This is a genomic window from Streptomyces sp. NPDC085931, from assembly GCF_044540565.1.
GTDB lineage: Bacteria > Actinomycetota > Actinomycetes > Streptomycetales > Streptomycetaceae > Streptomyces.
Genome location: NZ_JBITSK010000006.1, coordinates 190,733 through 206,277, shown reverse-complemented (window position 1 = coordinate 206,277; position 15,545 = coordinate 190,733). Strand labels below are relative to the sequence as shown.

The 15,545-nt window shown below is 75.1% G+C and carries 2 protein-coding genes; both read right to left on the bottom strand.

The features are described 5' to 3' along the window. Positions 1–5 precede the first annotated feature (5 nt). Entirely contained in the window at positions 6–7,745 is a 7,740-nt protein-coding gene (locus ACIGAN_RS14410) for an amino acid adenylation domain-containing protein (protein ID WP_399857442.1), read from the bottom strand. Continuing rightward, positions 7,742–15,508, bottom strand: a complete 7,767-nt coding sequence (locus ACIGAN_RS14405) for an amino acid adenylation domain-containing protein (protein WP_399857440.1) — start codon at positions 15,506–15,508, stop codon at positions 7,742–7,744. Before ACIGAN_RS14405 ends, ACIGAN_RS14410 begins: the two co-directional genes overlap by 4 nt. Positions 15,509–15,545: the final 37 nt, after the last annotated feature.

The window sequence follows — 15,545 nt, the reverse complement described above, 5'->3', positions numbered from 1 at the left end:
GGGTCTCACTCCTCGACGGTCATCTGGCGGAGGTTGGGGCGAAGGGGTACGGCCGACTCCTCGGACCACGCGGCGAGCGCGGACACGGTCGGCAGGTCGAAGATCGTGCGGATGGGTATCTCGGTCCCCAACTCGGCGCGCGCCCGGCTGATCAGCCGGGTGGCGAGCAGGGAGTGCCCGCCGAGCGTGAAGAAGTTGTCGTCGATGCCGACCCGCCCGACGCCCAGCACTTCGGCGAACAGGACGGCCAGCGCCTTCTCCCGGGCGCTGCGGGGGGCCCGGAAGGCGGTGGTGGGGGTGAGGTCGGGGACGGGCAGGGCCTTGGTGTCGAGCTTGCCGTTGGGCGACAGGGGCAGCCGGTCGAGCGGCACGTACGCGGCGGGCACCATGTAGTCCGGCAGCCGCTCGGCGAGGTGGCGCTGCAGTCCGGCCGGGTCCGGGGCGCTCCCGCCCGGGGCGGGGACGACGTAGGCGGCCAGGTACCGGGTGCCGCCGGCCTGCCGGGGTACGACGGCGGCCTGGGCGACGCCGGGGTGGGCGGTCAGGGCGGCTTCGACTTCTCCCGGTTCGATGCGGTAGCCGCGGATCTTGACCTGGGTGTCGATGCGCCCGAGGTGGTCCAGTTCCCCGTCCGGGGTGAGGCGGGCGAGGTCGCCGGTGCGGTACATGCGGGAGCCGGGCGGCCCGAAGGGGTCGGCGACGAAACGGTCCGCGGTCATGCCGGGCTGGCGGTGGTAGCCGCGTCCCGCCCCGGCCAGGTACAGCTCGCCCGGGGTGCCCGGGGGCAGCAGGGCGAGGGCGGGGCTCAGCACGTACGCCCGGACACCGGGGAAGGGACGGCCCACGGGGACGCCGCCCGGGTAGGGCTCGTCGGGGTCCAGGAGGTGACTGGTGGCGTAGAAGGTCTCGCTGGGCCCGTAGCTGTTGATGACGCGCGCCGCGGGCCACAGGGAGCGCACGCGCGCCGCGAGGGCCGGGGTCAGCACCTCCCCGGAGATGTTCAGGGCCGTGGGGTCGATCCGGCCGGGCAACTGGTCGACGAGTTCGGCGAGGGCCGAGGGCACCGAGCAGACGACGTCGACGTCCCAGTGGTCGCGTTCGGCCAGTTCCAGCACGTCGCGGACGATCTCGGCGCTGCCGCCCGTGGTGAGCGCGGCGAACGTCTCGAAGGTGGCGACGTCGAAACCGAACGAGGCGGCGACCAGGATCCGTGCCCCGTGTGCGGCTCCGGCCTGCGCGACCATGGTGTCCACGGCGTTGACGACCGTCCGGTGGGTGACGGTCACGCCCTTGGGCACGCCGGTGGAGCCGGAGGTGTAGACGACGTAGGCGAGGTGGTCGGGGCCGGCCGCGGGCCGCGGGGCGGCCGCGGTGTCCTGCGGCCCGGCCGGGAGCACGAGGTCGTCCAGGAGGACGAGGGGGATGTCCGTGGCGGGCACGAGCGCCCGCGTCTCCTCGTCGGCCAGGAGCAGCTCCGGGCGGGCGCCGGGCAGGACGTGCCGCAGGCGGGCGGTGGCGTAGGCCGGGTCGACGGGCAGATAGGCACCGCCCGCCTTGAGCACGCCCAGCAGGGCCACCACCGCGTCCGCGGTGCGCGGCAGGACCACACCGACCACGCTTTCCGGGCCGATCCCGTGCCCGGCCAGCCCGGCCGCGAGCCGCTCGGCGCGGGTGTCCAGTTCGGCGTAGGTCAGCGTGGCGTCGCCGCAGCGCACGGCGATCGCGTCGGGGGTCCGCGCCACCTGTGCCGCGACGCGCGCGGTGATCGTGTCGCGGGCGGGCGGGACGGCGTCGGCGAAGAGGCCGAGGACGCGCGCGCGTTCGCCCGGTCCCAGGGTGTCGATCTGCGCGACCCTCAGCCCGGGGTCGGCGGCCAGCTGCCGCAGCACACGGGCCAGGCGGGCCGCGTACGTCTCCACCGCGCCGCGGTCGAAGACGCCGGGTGCGTACTGGAAGGTGAGCTGCAGGTGCGGGTCGGCCGCCGCCAGCAGGCACAGCGGGTAGTGGTTGCCCGCGGACGGGCGCAGGCCCGTGTAGGAGATGCCGCCCGCGGCGTCGGTGGCGGCGCTCAGGCCCGCCCGGTCGACGGGGTACGACTCGAAGACGAACAGGGTGTCGAACAGCGACTGCAGGCCGGTGGCCCGCTGGATCTCCGCGAGGGCGTGGAAGTGGTGCTCGGCCAGCCCGGCCTGCCGCCGCTGCAGCCGGGCCAGGAGCGCGGCCACGGTCTCCCCCGGCCCGTACGTCACCCGCACGGGAACGGTGTTGATGAACATGCCGACCATCGACTCGACGTCCGGCACCGCGGGCGGGCGGCCGGAGACGGTGGTGCCGAACACCACGTCCTGACGGCCGGTCAGCTGCCCGAGCAGCAGCCCCCAGGCGCCCTGGACCAGGGTGTTGAGGGTGAGGCCGAGCTCGGTGGCGCGGCGGGTCAGCGCGCGTGCCTCCCCGGGCGTGAGGGCGACGTCGACCTGGCCGCGGGCGCCGTCGTCGGTGCCGGACGCGCCGGCGGCGAGCAGGGTCGGCTCCTCGACGCCGTCGAGTTCGTCCGCCCAGGCCCGTGCCGCCGCGTCCCGGTCCTGCCGGGCGAGCCAGTCGAGGAAGGGCCCGGGGTCGCGTGGGGCGGGCAGTGCGGACCGGTCGCCGTGGGAGGCGTAGAGCAGCAGCAGGTCCCGCATGAGCAGGGGGGTGGACCAGCCGTCGTACAGGGCGTGGTGGGCGGTCAGGACGAGTTCGGGCCGGCCGGGTTCGAGGACGGCGAGGGCCAGCCGCAGCAGGGGCGGGGTGTCCGGGTCGAAGTACCGGGTGCGGTCCTCCTCCAGGAACCGCTCGAACACCTCGGTGCGCCGGTCCGGTTCGGCTCCGGTCAGGTCCAGGTGCTGCCAGGGCAGGGTCACCGCGGCCGGCACCACCTGCACGACGTCGCCGTCGGCGCGGTCGGCGAACGCCGCGCGCAGGCCGGGGTGGCGGTCCAGCAGCGCCTGTCCGGCCCGGCGCATCCGCTCGGCGTCGACCTCTCCGGACAGGTGGAACACCAGCTGGATGTGGTAGGGGTCGAACGAGGCGCCGGCCAGGGTCGCCTGGAACAGGATGCCGGACTGCGCGGGCGTGGCCGGCCACACCGCGGCGAGCGGTCCGTACCGCGCCTCCCAGGCGTCGATCTCCGTCTGGTCCACGGTGACCAGGGGCGCGTCGCTCGGGGTCAGTCCGCCGGCGCCGGGGCGTGTGGCGTGCCGGGCCAGGGCGGTCAGGGCCTGGACCCACAGCCCGGCCAGATCGCTCACCTCGTCCCGGGTGAGCACGCCCGTGGGGAAGCCGAAGTAGGCGGTGAGCTCGTCGCCGTCGGGGGTGGCGGTGGCGACCACGTTGATCTCCAGCGCCGACAGCACCGGCATGTCGGGGTCCGGCGCGGCGAAGAGGTCCCGGTGCGCGGTGTCCGGGGCCCAGCCCAGGCCGCGCAGGTCCTCGGGGAGGTCCGCGCCGGAGGACCGGCCCAGGTAGTTGAAGCCGATCTGCGGTTCACGCAGCCCGGCCAGCTCTCCGGCGGTGCGCGGGTTGAGGTGGCGCAGCAGGCCGTAGCCCAGGCCGTGGTCCGGCACGGCGCGCAGTTGTTCCTTGACGGTCTTGACGGCCTGTCCGGCGGCCGGGCCGGCGGCGAAGGCGTCCGCCATGTCGATGCCGGCCAGGTCGAGGCGCACCGGGTACATCGCCGTGAACCAGCCGACGGTGCCGGACAGGTCGGCGCCGGGGACCAGGTGCTCCTCCCGGCCGTGTCCCTCCAGCCGCACCAGGGCCGCCGAGCCGCCGGCCCGGGTCCGCCCGCGGCGCGCCAGGGCCAGGGCCAGCGCGGCCAGCAGCCCGTCGTCGGGCCCGCCGCGGTACAGCTCGGGCAGCGTGTCGAGCAGGGCCCGGGTGACGTGCGCCGGCACCTGGACGCGCACGGTGTCCACGGTGGCGGCGACATCGCGCCCGGGGTCGGGCATCCGGGTCCCGAGGACCGGTTCGTCCGCGCTCAGGATCTCCTGCCACAGATGCAGTTCGGCGACCCGTGCGGGGGCGGCGGCCTCCTCGGCCAGGGCGTGCGCCCACCGGCGCAGGGAGGTGCCCGCCGGGGCCGCCGGCAGGGCGCGGCCCTCGCGCACGGCCCGCCAGGCGGCCACCAGGTCGGGCAGCAGGATCCGCCACGAGACGCCGTCGACGACCAGGTGGTGCAGCACGATCAGCAGCCGGTCGCCGTCGGTGGCGGAGGTGAGGTGCACGAACTGCGCCGTCACCCCCGCGTCCGGGTCCAGCCGGCCGGCGGCCGCGTCCAGTTCGGCCTGCACTCCGGCCGGGTCGTAGGCCGCCTGCCGCACCAGCGCGTCGGCGTCGACACCGCCGGCGGGCCCGATCAGCAGTCCCGGCCCCTCGCGGTCGAGCCGGGAGCACAGGACCGGGTGGCGGTCGAGGACCGCCCGGACGGTCGCGACGAGTCCCGCGCGGTCGATGTCCGGGGGCAAGGTCAGGAGTGCGGACATGCAGAACCGGCCGAGGCCCCCGCCGAGGGCCAGGACGTGGGCCGCGGTCGGCGGCAGCGGGGCCGGTCCGACGGCGCCGCCGGGCAGTTCGGCCAGGACCGCGCGGTCCTCGTCGCCGCGCTCCCCGGCCAGCTCCGCCAGGCGGGCCACCGTGCGGTGCTCGAACACCTCGCGGGTGCTGACCGTGACGCCGCGCGCCCGGGCCCGGGCGACGACCTGGATGGAGCGGATGCTGTCGCCGCCCGTGGTGAAGAAGTCGTCGTCCACGCCCACGCGCGGGACGCCGAGCACATCGGCGTAGACCTCGGCCAGGACCTGTTCGGTGGCGTTGCGCGGTGCCCGGTAGGCGCCGCCGCCGAACTCCGGCTCCGGCAGGGCGCCCCGGTCGACCTTCCCGTTGGCGGTCAGCGGCAGGGCGTCGAGGACCACGAGGTGGGCGGGGACCATGTAGTCCGGCAGCCGCCGGGCCGCGTGCCGGCGCAGGTCGGCCACCGGGAAGGGGGAGCCGGTCGGCTCGCCGCCGTCCCCGGCCCGGGTCACGTAGCCCACGAGCCGTCTGGCGCCGGTGGGGTCCTCACGGGCCGTCACCACGGCCCGGGCGACCGCGGGGTGCCGGGCGAGCACGGTCTCGATCTCGGTCGGCTCGACCCTGATGCCGTTCACCTTGACCTGGGTGTCGGCCCGCCCCGCGTAGTGCAGCAGGCCGTCGCGGTCCCACCGGGCGAGGTCGCCGGTGCGGTACATGCGCGCCCCGGCGGGGCCGAAGGGGCAGGCGACGAACCGTTCCGCGGTGGCCGCGCCGGCCCGGTGGTAGCCGCGGGCGAGCAGCCCGGCGACGTACAGTTCGCCGGTCACCCCGGGGGCGACGGGGGTCAGTCCGGGGCCCAGGACGTAGGCGCGCATGTGGGTCAGGGGCCGGCCGACCGGTACCGCGCCGTCCGTCCCGGAGCGCGGCGGGACGGTGTGGGTGGAGGCGTAGAAGCTCTCGGTCTGGCCGTAGGCGTTGACGACGCGGACCCCGGGCATGACCTCGCGCACGCGCCGGACCAGGTCGGCGGGGAGGGCCTCCCCGGCGAAGACGACGGTGTCCGCGTGCAGGGCGACGCCGTCGGCGGCGATCTGGTCCAGCAGCGCGGAGAAGACCGCCGGCACGGCGCTGACGGTGGTGCCGGACCAGCCGTCGCGGGTGCCGAGTTCGAGCACGTCGTGGACGAGGTCGACGCAGGCTCCGGTGGTGAGCGCGGTGAAGATCTCGAACACGGAGACGTCGAAGTTCACGGAGGTCGCGGCGAGCATCCGGGAGCCCTCCCGGACGTCCGTCACGCGGCGCAGGTCCGCGACACCGCGCACGACGCAGGCGTGGGTGACACCGACGCCCTTGGGCGTCCCGGTGGATCCGGACGTGAACATCACGTAGGCGAGGTGGTCGGGTGAGAGGCGGACGTCCGGCGCGCCGGGTGCGGGGCCGTCGAGGGCCAGGTCGTCGAGGCGCAGCACCGGGGGCCGGCAGCCCGCGACGGCCGCCTCGGTGGCGCGGTCGGTCAGCACCAGGGCGGGCCGGGCGGTGTCGAGCAGGAGGGCGACCCGCTCGGCGGGGTAGTCCGGGTCGACCGGCAGGTAGGCGCCGCCCGCCTGGAGGACCCCGAGGAGGGCGGCCACCAGGTCCGCCGTGCGCGGCAGCGCCACGGCCACCAGCACGTCCGGGCCGGCCCCGTTGTCACGCAGGACCGCGGCCAGCCGGGCGGCGCGGGTCTGCAGCTCCCGGTAGGTCAGCGTGGTGCGGCCGGACACCACCGCGGTCGCGTCCGGGGTCCGGGCGGCCTGGGCGGCGACCAGTTCCGGCAGCGTCGCGAGGTCCCGGGGCCGCGCCGGCTCGCCCGGGCGGGTCAGCCGGTCCCGCTCGGCGCCGGTGAGCACGTCCGTCGCGCCGAGCCGTGTCCCGGGATCGCCGACCACCTGCCGCAGCACCCGTACGTAGCGCTCGACGAGGCTCTCGGCCGTGGTGTGGTCGAACAGGTGCGTCGCGTACTCCAGGCGTCCGCGGGCGCCCCCGGAGGGGTCGGGGACGATGTTGAAGAACAGGTCGAACTTGGCGGTGCCGGTGCCGACCGGGACGGGGGTGACCCGCAGGTCCGGCAGTTCGACGTCCGACCAGGCGAACTGCCAGGCCAGCATCACCTGGAACAGGGGCTGGTAGGCGGTGGTGCGGTCCGGGTCGAGCAGTTCCACCAGGTGCTCGAAGGGGACGTCCTGGTGGTCGTAGGCGGCGAGGGCCCGGTCGCGCACCTGGTCCAGCAGGTCGGCGAAGGCCGGGTTGCCCGACAGGTCGGCGCGCAGCACCCAGGTGTTGGCGAAGAACCCGACGAGGTCCTCCAGTTGCTCGTCGGCGCGGCCCTCGATCGGGCTGCCGATGGTCAGGTCGGGTCCGGCGCCGAGGTGGTGCAGGAGCACGGCGAGCGCGGCCTGGGCGACCATGGGGGCCGTGGCCCCGCGGTCGGCGGCCACCTTCCTGATCCCGGCGAGCAGGTCCGCGTCGAGCGCGATGTCGACGTGGCCGCCGCGGTGGTCGGCCGCCGTCGGCCGCGGCCGGTCCAGCGGCAGCTGCACCGGCTGGGGCACGCCGTCCAGCTCCTTGTGCCAGTAGGCGAGTTGCTCGGCCACGACGCTGTCCGGGTCGTCCGCGTCGCCCAGCATCTGCCGCTGCCACAGCGTGTAGTCCTTGTACTGCACCGCCAGCGGAGCCCAGGCGGGCGCGGCGCCCCGGCGGCGCGCGGTGTACGCGGTGACCAGGTCCCGCAGGAAGGGCGCCATGGAGGCCCCGTCCGCGGCGATGTGGTGGAAGACGAAGACCAGCACGTGCTCCTCGGGACGGACGCGCAGGACGGTGACGCGCAGGGGCGGTTCGGCGTCCAGGCGGAATCCCGCGCTCACCGTCTCGTGCAGGGCGTCGTCCACCGCGTCCGCGGCGACGTCGGTGACCCGGAAGGGGAAGGCTGCCTCCTCGGGGGGCAGGATCCGCTGTTCGGGCGTGCCGTCGGCGTGCTCGGCGATCAGGGTGCGCAGGCTCTCGTGGCGGGTGACGACGTCCGTCACCGCGGCGGCCAGCGCCGCGGTGTCCAGCGGGCCCTCCAGGCGCAGCACGAACGGGATGTTGTACGTGGCGGAGGGGCCTTCCAGCCGGTGCAGGAACCAGAGCCGGCGCTGGGCGAAGGACAACGGGATCATCGACGGTTCTCCTCTACGGTCATCTGGCGCAGTCGGGGACGGCTCGACCGGGTCAGCTTCCGGATCCGGTCCGCCAGTTGGGCGACGGTCGGATTGCGGAACACCGTGGTGACCTTCACGTCGACGTCGAACTCGGTTCGGATGCGGCCGACCAGCCGGGTGGCCAGCAGGGAGTGCCCGCCCTGGTCGAAGAAGTCGGCGTCGACGCCGACCTCGTCCACGCCGAGCAGGTCGGCGAAGAGCCGGCAGAGGACCTCCTCGTCGGGGGTGCGCGGTCCTCGTCCCACCGCGGCCTCGGTGTGGCCGGGCGCGGGCAGGGCGCCGCGGTCGAGCTTCCCGCTCGGTGTGGCGGGGAACGCGGCGAGCGGGACGATCGCGGAGGGGACCATGTACTCCGGCAGGCGCTCCCGCGCCAGGCCGGTGAGGGCCTCGGTGTCGAAGGCGGACGGGTCGCTCCCGCCGGCCGGTACGACGTACCCGACCAGCCGCTGGTCGCCGGCGCGGTCCTCCCGGACCACGACGACCGCGCCGGCGACGCCGGGGTGCGCGGTCAGCGCCGCCTCCACCTCGCCCAGTTCGATGCGGAAGCCGCGGACCTTGACCTGGAAGTCGCTGCGGCCGAGGTACTCGACCTGGCCGTCGTCGTTCCACCGGGCCACGTCGCCGGTGCGGTACATGCGGGTGCCCGGCGCGCCCCAGGGGCAGGCCACGAACCGGTGTGCGGTCAGCGGGGTCTGTCCCAGGTAGCCGCGCGCCAGTCCGGCCCCGGCGAGGTAGAAGTCGCCGGCGACGCCGGGCGGGACGGGGCGCAGCGCGGCGTCGAGGACGTAGACCTGGGTGTTCCAGATGGGCGCGCCGATCGGCACCCGGTCGGAGCCGGGGACGTGCTGCCATCGGGTGACCTCCACCGACGCCTCGGTGGGGCCGTAGAGGTTGTGGGCGGAGCAGCCGGGCAGCAGTTCGGTGAAGCGGTTGGCGAGTTCGGCCGGGAAGGCCTCTCCGGCGACCTCGATCCAGCGCAGGCTGGTGCACTGCTTGGCGAGCGGCTCGGCGACGAAGGCGGCGAGCAGGGACGGCACGAAGTCGGCGCCGGTCACCCGCTCGCGCTGGATCAGCTCGGCCAGGTAGGCGGGGTCCCGGCGCCCGTCGGGGCGCGAGACGACCACCGCCGCGCCGGCCTGCAGCGGCGCGAAGAGTTCCGGTACCGACACGTCGAAGCTCGCCGACGTGCTCAGCAGCACCCGGTCCTCGACGCCGACGTCGAAGTGGTCGAGCCCCCACCGGATCCGGTTCATGATCGACCGGTGCGCCACCGGCACCCCCTTGGGGCCACCGGTCGAACCCGACGTGTAGATCACATACGCCGCGTGGTCCGGCAGCAGCTCCCGCACCGGGTCGGTCTCCGGATACCCCGACACATCCGGCAGGTCCCCCTCCAGCACCAGCAACGGCCGTGCACCGTCCAGCACATGCCGCACCCGGTCCTCGGGCAGGTCGACGTCCAGCGGCACGTAGGCCGCTCCCGACTTCACCACCGCGTACACCGCCACCAGCAGCTCCACCGACCGCGGCACCCGCACCGCCACCAGCCGCTCCGGACCCGCGCCCCGCTCCACCAGCCAGTGCGCCAGCCGGTTCGCCCGCCGGTTGAACTCCCCGTAGGTCAGCGACTCACCCTCAGCGATCACCGCCACCCGGTCCGGATCCCGCGCCACCTGCGCCTCGAACGCACCCGGCAGCGTCCCCGGCTCCACCGCCACCGCCGTGTCGTTCACCCCCCGCAGCAACCACTCCCGCTCCCCCGCCGACAGCACCTCCACCGCGGCGACCGGCAGCGTCGGATCGTCGTGCAGCTGGTCGAGGATCCGGACCAGCCGGGCGGCGATCACCTCGGCGTCCGCGCGGTCGTAGAGGTTGTTCTGGTAGTCGAGGGAGAGCCGCAGGTAGGGGTCGGAGGCGTTGAGGGTGAGGGGGTAGTGGGAGCCGGCGAAGGGGCGGATGGCGTCGATGGTGAAGCCGGCCGCGAGGTTGGCGTCGACGATGCCCTCGCGGTCGACGGGGTAGTTCTCGAAGACGACGATCGTGTCGAACAGCGCGGGCAGCCCGGCGCCGCGCTGGATCTCGGCGAGACCGAGGTGGTGGTGGTCGAGCAGCGCGGTCTGCCGGTCCTGGAGCTCGCTGACGAGGTCCCCCACGCTGCGGTCCGGCCGGATCGTCACCCGCGTCGGCAGGGTGTTGATGAACAGGCCGACCATCCCGTCCGAGCCCGGTACGTCCGCCGGGCGGCCGTTGACGGCGGCACCGAACACCACGTCCTGCTGCCCGGTGAGCGTCGACAGCAGGAGGCCCCAGGCGCCCTGGAGAAGGGTGTTGAGGGTGACGCCGAGCTCCGCGGCGCGCCGGGCGAGTCCGCGGCCCTTGTCGATGGACAGGGGCACCTCGACGCGGCCGAGGGCGGACACGTCCTGCTGGAGGGGGGCGTTGGGGGCGACGAGCGTCGGCTGGTCGAATCCGTCCAGCGCCGCGGCCCAGGCGGCGGCCGCCGCGTCGCGGTCCCGGGTGGACAGCCAGGCCAGGTAGTCGCCGTAGCTGCGGACCGGGGCGAGTTCCTCGCCGCCGGCGTAGAGCCGGACCAGGTCCGTGATCACCACCGGGGAGGACCAGCCGTCGAACAGGGTGTGGTGGGCGGTGATGATCAGCTTGGCCCGGGCGGGCCCGCAGGTGAGCAGGGCGAGGCGGAGCAGCGGGGGCCGGGCGGGGTCCAGGCGGTCGGCCCGGTCCGCGGCGAGGGCGCGCTCCAGCGCCGCGTCCGTTTCGGCCGCGTCCCGGCCGGTCAGGTCGATGTGCCGCCAGGGCAGCCGGACGTGTTCCGGCACGACCTGCACGGGCTCGCCGCCGGGCGCGGTGAGGAACGCCGACCGCAGGTTGGGGTGACGGTCGAGCAGGGCCTGTCCGGCCGCGCGCATGCGCTCCGGGTCCACCCGGCCGGACAGGTGCAGTACGAACTGCATGTGGTAGACGTCGAAGGAGCCGTCGGCGAGCGCGGCCTGGAACTGGATGCCGGACTGTCCGGGGGCCTGCGGCCACACCTCGGCGAGCCGGCCGTAGCGCTGTTCCCAGGTCTCGATCTCGTCCTGTCCCACGGTGACCAGCGGTGCGTCGGCGGGGGTGAGTCCGCCGGCCTCGGGGCGGGTGGCGTGCCCGGCCATGCCGTGCAGCGCCTCGACCCACAACCGGGCCAGTTCCGCGGCCCGTTCACGCGACAGCACGCCCGAGGCGAACATGAAGGCGGTCTGCAGCCGCGGGCCGTCTGCGGAGTCGGTGGCGACCGAGTTGACCTCCAGCACGGACAGCGCGGGCAGGTCGGGGTCGGGTGCCGGGACCAGTTCGGTGGACCAGGGTGACGGGCCCCAGCCGTCCGCGCGCAGCGCCTCGGGCACGTCGGCCCCGGAGATCCGGCCGAGGTAGTTGAACCCGATCTGCGGTGCCGGGTACCCGGACAGCTGCTCGGCCGTGTCGGTGTTGAGGTGGCGCAGCAGCCCGTATCCCATGCCCTTGTCGGGGACGGAGCGCAGCTGCTCCTTGACCCGCTTGATCGCGGTCCCGGCCGCGGGGCCGCCCGCCAGCACCTCGGCCCACGGCACGCCCCGGACGTCGATCCGGGCCGGGTGCATGCTGGTGAACCATCCGACGGTGCGCGAGAGATCGGCTCCCGGGACGAGGTCCGTCTCACGGCCGTGTCCCTCCAGCCGGACCGGCGTGGGGCGGGCCTCGCCGCGCCAGCGGTCCACCGCCAGGGCCAGCGCGGCCAGCAGCACGTCGGTGGCGGTGCCCCGGTACGCCGCGGGCAGGGTGGTCAGGACCGCCTCGGTGACCTCGGCGGGCAGTTCCACCCGCACGGTGTCGACGGTGGCCGTCACGTCCACCGCCGGGTCGAAGGGCCGGCTGCCGAGCGGCGGGTCGGGCGTCTCCAACAGGTCCAGCCAGTACGGCAGTTCGGCCTCGCGCCGCTCGGAGTACGCCTCCTCCTGCAGCGCCGCCGCCCAGCGCCGGGCGGACGTGCCGACCTCGGGCAGCTCGGGGGTGCGGCCGGCCCGGATCCGCTGCCACGCCTCGGCGAGGTCCGCCATGAGGACGCGCCAGGAGACGCCGTCCACCACCAGGTGGTGCACGACCAGCAGCAGCCGGCCGGCTCCCGACGGGGCGGCGAACCAGACGGCGTCCACCAGGACCCCGGCCCGCGGGTCCAGGCGCCCGGCCGCCGCGTCCAGCTCCGCCCTGGCCGCTCGCAGCGCGGCCGGCTCGTCCCAGCGGCCGTCGCAGGGCACCCGGTGGATCAGCTCCGCCGCCCGTACGGTGCCGCGGGGGCGGGCCAGGAGGGTGGGTTCGGGGCCGGGCACCAGCCGCGCACGCAGCAGATCGTGCCGGTCGAGCACGGCGTCCAGGGTCGCGGCGAGCCCGTGCTCGTCGATGCCGGCGGGCAGTTCGAACGTCATCGCCATGGCGAACCGGTCGATGCCGCCGCCGTGGTCGAAGACGTGCCGGGCCACCGGGGGCAGGGGCATCGGCCCGATGCCGCCGTCCTCGTCCTCGGCGAGGGCGGGGGCGCGGTCCCGGCGGGCGGCGGCCACCTCGGCGAGGCGGGCCGCCGTGCGGCACTCGAAGATCTCCCGGGTGGTCAGGTGCAGGCCGCGTGCCCGGGCCCGCGCCACCACCTGGATGGACCGCAGGCTGTCCCCGCCCACCGCGAAGAAGTCGTCGTCGGCGCCGACCCGTTCCACCCCGAGCACGTCGGCGTACGCGGCGGTGATGACGGCCTCGGCCTCGGTGCGCGGCTCCCGGTAGGTCTCCCCGGTGAACTCCGGCTCGGGCAGCGCGGAGCGGTCCAGTTTGCCCGTCGGGCCGAGCGGCATCCGGCCGAGCGCCACGAAGGCCGACGGCACCATGTAGTCGGGCAGCCGTGCCGCGACGAAGCGGCGCAGCTCGGCCGGTGAGGCTCCGGCCATCACGTCCACGTCGCCGATGCCGCCGGCGCCGTCGTCGCCGACGGCTCCCTCTCCGGTGTGCACCACGTACGCGACGAGCCGCCGGCCGCCCGACGGGGCCTCCCGGCTGATCACCACGGCCTGGCTGATCCCCGGGTGCTGCAGGCAGGCGGCCTCGACCTCGGCGGTCTCGATGCGGAAGCCGCGCACCTTCACCTGGCCGTCGGCCCGGCCCAGGCACTCCAGCTCTCCGCGCGCGTTCCAGCGGGCCAGGTCGCCCGTGCGGTACATGCGCTCCCCCGGCGGGCCGAACGGGCTCGCCACGTACCGCTCGGCCGTCATGCCGGGGCGGCCGTGGTAGCCGCGGCCGAGGCAGGTTCCCGCCACGTACAGCTCCCCGGTCGCGCCCCGTGGCACCGGGGCGAGTCCGGGGCCGAGGACGTAGGCGCGCATGTTGTCCAGGGGGGTGCCGATGGGGGCGACGTCGCCCTGCGGCGCCTGCTCGGAGGCGGCGAGGGAGAACGTCGTGGCGTAGAAGCTCTCGCTCTGGCCGTAGGAGTTCACCACCTGCACGCCCGGCAGTGCCGCGCGCACCTGGCCGACGAGGGCGCAGGACAGGACGTCGCCCGCCAGGACGACGCTGCGCACGCCGCTCGTCCGCTCCAGGTGGCCGACCAGTTCCGCGAGGACCGACGGCACCGCGCTGATCACCTGGCCGTCCCAGCCGCCGCGTTCGACGAGGGCGAGCACGTCCGGCACGATCTCGGCCGTGCCGCCGGTGGTCAGGGTGGACAGCAGCTCGAAGACCGACACGTCGAAGTTGACCGAGGTGGCGGCCAGCATCCGGAAGCCGGCCGGCGCGTCCAGCACCCGGGCCAGGGCCCGCACGCCGTTGACGACGTTGCGGTGGGTGACGGCCGCCCCCTTCGGTGTGCCCGTGGAGCCGGAGGTGTACATCACGTACGCCAGGTTGTCCGGGTGCGGCGTGCCGGTCCGCTCGGCTGCCGGGGCGTCCCACCGGGCGCGGTCGTCGAGGTCGACGACCGTCATGGTGTGGGGCGGCAGGGCGGCGGCCGTCGCGGTGTCCGTGACGACGAACCGGGGGCGTGCTTCGGCGAGTACGGTCGCGGCCCGCCCGCCGAGGTGCCGGGGGTCCATCGGCAGGTAGCCGGCACCGGACTTGAGGATGCCGAGCAGACCGGCGGCCAGGTCCTCGGTGCGCGGCAGGGCCAGGACCACCAGGTCCTCGGGGCCGGCGCCGAGGCGGCCGAGTTCACCGGCGACGGCGTCGGCCCGTTCGTCGAGCTCCCGGTAGGTCAGCGTCCGCCCGTCGCACACGACGGCCGGGGCGTGCGGCGTACGGGCCGCCTGGTGCTCGAACAGGCCGGGGACGGTCACCTCCGGCACCGCGGTCGCCGTGTCGTTGAGCCGCACGAGCAGCAGGTCGCGTTCGGCTGCGTCGAGCACGTCGAGCCCGCCGACGCGCTGCCCCGGGTCGGCCGCCAGCCGCCCCAGGACGCGGACGAAGCGGTGGGCGAGGGACTCGGCCGTGGCGGGGTCGAACAGGTCGGTGGCGTACTCCAGGCGGCATCGTGCCCCGCCGGTGCTGTCCGGGAGCATGTCGAAGAACAGGTCGAATTTGGCCGTCGCCGTCTCCAGCCGCTCGGCCCGGACGCCGAGACCGGGCAGTTCCAGGTCCGGCACGGGCGGCTGCCAGGAGAGCATGACCTGGAAGAACGGGTTGTAGGCGGCGGAGCGTTCGGGGTTGAGCAGTTCCACGAGCCGCTCGAACGGCATGTCCTGGTTGTCGTAGGCGGCGAGGGAGGTGTCCCGTACCCGCTCCAGCAGGTCGCGGAAGGCCGGGTCGCCCGACAGGTCGACGCGCAGCACCCAGGTGTTGACGAAGAAGCCGACGAGGTCGCGCAGGTCCTCGTCGGTGCGGCCGGCGATCGGCGCGCCGATCGGGATGTCGTCGCCGCAGCCGAGGTGGTGCAGGAGGACCGCGAGCGCCGCGTGCATGACCATCGACACGGTGGTGCCCTGGTCCGTGGCCAACCGCTCGACGGACCGCAGCAGTTCGGGTTCCACGGTGAAGCGGACCACGTCGCCGTGCGGGCCGACGGCCTTGGGGCGGGGGCGATCGGTGGGCAGGGCCAGCGGCTGCGGCAGCCCGGCCAGGGCCCGCCGCCAGTACTCGAGTTGGCGGGCGGCCAGGCTGGCGGGGTCCGACTCGTCGCCGAGCACGTCCCGTTGCCACAGCGTGTAGTCCGCGTACTGCACGGCGAGCGGCTGCCACGCCGGGGCCCGGCCCGCCCGGCGGGCTCCGTAGGCGAGGGCGAGGTCTCGGAACAGGGGCCCGAACGACTCCCCGTCCACGGCGATGTGGTGGGCGACGAGCACCAGGGTGTGCTCGTGGGGTCCGGAGCGCAGCAGCCGGGCGCGCAGCGGGACGTCGGCGGCCAGGTCGAAGGGGGTGGTGGCCGTGTCGTGCACGGCCGCCGCCCGCTCCGCCTCATGCGCGACGTCGACGACCGGCAGCGCGAGGGGCGCCGCCTGGGGTGGCAGCACCCGCTGGTGCGGGACGCCGTCGTCGTCCTCGGCGATCACCGTGCGCAGGACCTCGTGCCGGTCGACGAGGTCGCCGAGCGCCGACTCCAGGGCGCCCACGTTCAGGTCACCGGTCAGCCGCAGGGCGAAGGCGCCGTTGTACGTCGACGACGGACCTTCGAACTGGTGCACGAACCACAGCCGACGCTGCGCGAACGACAACGGGATCATTGTTTCTCCAAAATCGGCGGGGCCGCCGCGCAGCGAG